Below are 2574 nucleotides of genomic sequence, written 5' to 3'. Positions count from 1 at the left end.
CCCAACGCATATGCACAGCAACTTAATGCTGCTTAAACTGGTGTCTACTTTAGTCGGGCCATTCCAGGTGTTGGGCTTAACTCTTCACTCTTCACTCTTCACGTTTATTCTAAACTAATCCCAATATTCGATACGCCTTCTTGGGCGGCAAAGTCGCGGATGGCGAGAATCACGTCGGCGTCTCTGGGCTGACTTACTTTGTCTAGCAGCTCAACCTGAAACTCCATTTCCGCCATGATTAATTCGTGTTCATATAGCTCTTCTTCGCTTAGCTCACGCTCGGCCAGTAAGTCTACAAAGCCGGCGACCGTTCCTAACGACGCGCTGCTCGCCTCTACGGCTTCTTCACCCACACGACAAATAACCGAGTTATAAGCCGCGCCCAATGCTACACAAGCATCCAAAGCGGGATAGGCACCGTAACTTTCAGACTGAGTGGGGTCGGGAATAAAGCTTTCAAAACTTTCCAGCTCGGCACTTAAATCTACCCGTGAGCCCTTTACGGTAAGATAAGTCCACAAGGTATTTAGGGTTTCACGAAAACGCGCACCGTTGCCAAAATCGCTGGTGTCGCTAAACAACTGATAATTAGGGTACATCCGTTGTGCTAGCGCCAGTGCAAACACAGTTTGCTGCCAAGGTGCTAGCTTATTGATTTTTTTATAAAATTTATCACCAAACACGGATATTTCCTTGTGATTAAGCGGTAATGTTCTTGCCATTATGAACCTTTATAATCAAGGCTCACACTTTTTACGGCAAACACTGGTATAAGTTTATGTGTGTGTCATTGTCTCATAAAACGTCGCTACAAAAAGCATATTAAGGAGAGAAGGTATGGCCAATCATACCCTGTTACTACTTAGCCAAGATAACGCCGAATATAAAGCACTATTGCAACAGGCTTACCTACCAGGGCTGACTATTCTAGCCCCCGAACAAGAAGCAGATATTCAGCACGCCTTGTCTAAAGCCGACATCTTGCTTGGCGAACCAGAGCGACTGCGGGCGCATTTAAAAAATGCGCGGGCGCTTAAATGGGCACAGTCAACCTATGCTGGAGTAGATGCATTGCTTAGCAAAGGCTGCCGGCAAGATTATCAGCTGACTAACATTAGAGGCATTTTTGGCCCAGTGATCAGCGAATATATTTTTGGTCATTTGTTCTCGCTCACCCGCCACCTACGTCATTATAAAGAACAGCAACGTCTACATAATTGGCAACCTATTCCCTACCAAAGCATTGCTGGCAAAACCATACTGATTGTTGGCACCGGTAGTATTGGCCAGCATATTGCCCACACTGCACAACATTTTGGTATGACGGTGTTGGGCATTAGCCGCTCAGGTCGTGAGGCGGCAGGTTTTGATCATACTTATCAAATCCCAGCACTGAATAATGTGTTGTCTAAGGCCGATGTGGTGGTCAGTGTACTGCCATCTACGCCACAGACTCGTGGTCTGTTTGACGCGGCTCGTATCGAGCATTTCAAACCGGGAGCCATTTTCTTTAACGTGGGCAGAGGCGATGTTATTGATGAGAGCGCGCTTATTCAGGCACTGCGCCATGGCAATATGGGGGCTGCGGTATTAGATGTGTTTGCCACCGAGCCGTTGCCTACCGCCAGTCCGCTTTGGGACATGCCAAACGTAGTGATCACGCCACATAACTCGGGATATAGCTTTCCTGAACAAATAGTGACGCGTTTTAGTCGTAACTATTTAAAGTACATTAATCACAAACCCATGGAGGGCTTGGTAGACTTTAATCTGGGTTATTAGGGTCTGTTGACCTAGGTTTCATTATAAATTCGGGGGATGCCATGAGCAGCTTGTTTGAGCAACGATTAATGCAGGCTCGGGCGTGCAGAATGTGTGAGGCTCACCTGCCTCTGGGTCCTCGCCCCGTGCTACAAATGGCCCCTGCAGCCCGTATTATGATTATTGGGCAGGCGCCGGGGTTACGGGTACACGAAACCGGCATTCCCTGGAATGATCCCAGCGGCGATACGCTGCGCCACTGGCTACAACTCAGTAAAGAGCAGTTTTATAACCCAGAGCTGCTCGCCATTATGCCGATGGGCTTTTGCTACCCCGGCAGAGGGAAAAGTGGTGACTTGCCGCCTCGGCCAGAATGCGCACCCGCTTGGCATGAGCCATTGTTAGAGGTATTGCCAAACATTGAGCTTACTCTGCTGATCGGCCAATATGCCCAGCGTCGTTATTTAGGGCGTCAGTATAAGACCCTGACCGAAACCGTGCGTCATTGGCGAGAGTTTTCGCCCACTTGTTTACCCCTGCCCCACCCTTCTCCGCGCAACCGTTACTGGTTAGCCAAAAACCCCTGGTTTGAACAAGAAGAGCTGCCGATACTTCGCCAAAGAGTGCACCAGGTGCTAGCGGGAAGCAGCTTTAAGCCGTAAGCCACCAGCGCCACCTGCCGTCATTCCCGCGAAGGCGGGAATCCAGTGCCCTATGCCATAGTTCTCCGCCTTCGCGAAGATGACACTGTAGTGGCACACTTAAAGTGGCCACCTGTTCAGAGGTGATATCATCACCTCATCAGATATACAG

3 protein-coding genes are annotated in these 2574 nt (G+C 49.3%); 2 read left to right on the top strand and 1 reads right to left on the bottom strand.

The window, feature by feature from the left end:
* Positions 1-104: 104 nt before the first annotated feature.
* A complete protein-coding gene (locus ACFQ1C_RS07655) occupies positions 105-683 on the bottom strand; it encodes a YjaG family protein (RefSeq protein WP_379558018.1) in 579 nt (192 codons plus the stop codon).
* A 154-nt stretch (positions 684-837) separates the two neighbouring features.
* Here ACFQ1C_RS07655 and ACFQ1C_RS07650 point away from each other — a divergent pair, with 154 nt between their 5' ends.
* Positions 838-1782, top strand: coding sequence for a D-2-hydroxyacid dehydrogenase (locus ACFQ1C_RS07650; RefSeq protein ID WP_379558017.1), 945 nt, complete (start codon positions 838-840; stop codon positions 1780-1782).
* A 41-nt stretch (positions 1783-1823) separates the two neighbouring features.
* Positions 1824-2423, top strand: coding sequence for a uracil-DNA glycosylase family protein (locus ACFQ1C_RS07645; RefSeq protein WP_379558016.1), 600 nt, complete (start codon positions 1824-1826; stop codon positions 2421-2423).
* The last annotated feature ends 151 nt before the right edge of the window (positions 2424-2574 follow it).

The organism is Oceanisphaera ostreae, assembly GCF_042676125.1.
GTDB lineage: Bacteria > Pseudomonadota > Gammaproteobacteria > Enterobacterales > Aeromonadaceae > Oceanimonas > Oceanimonas ostreae.
This window is presented reverse-complemented; position numbering and strand designations above follow the sequence as displayed.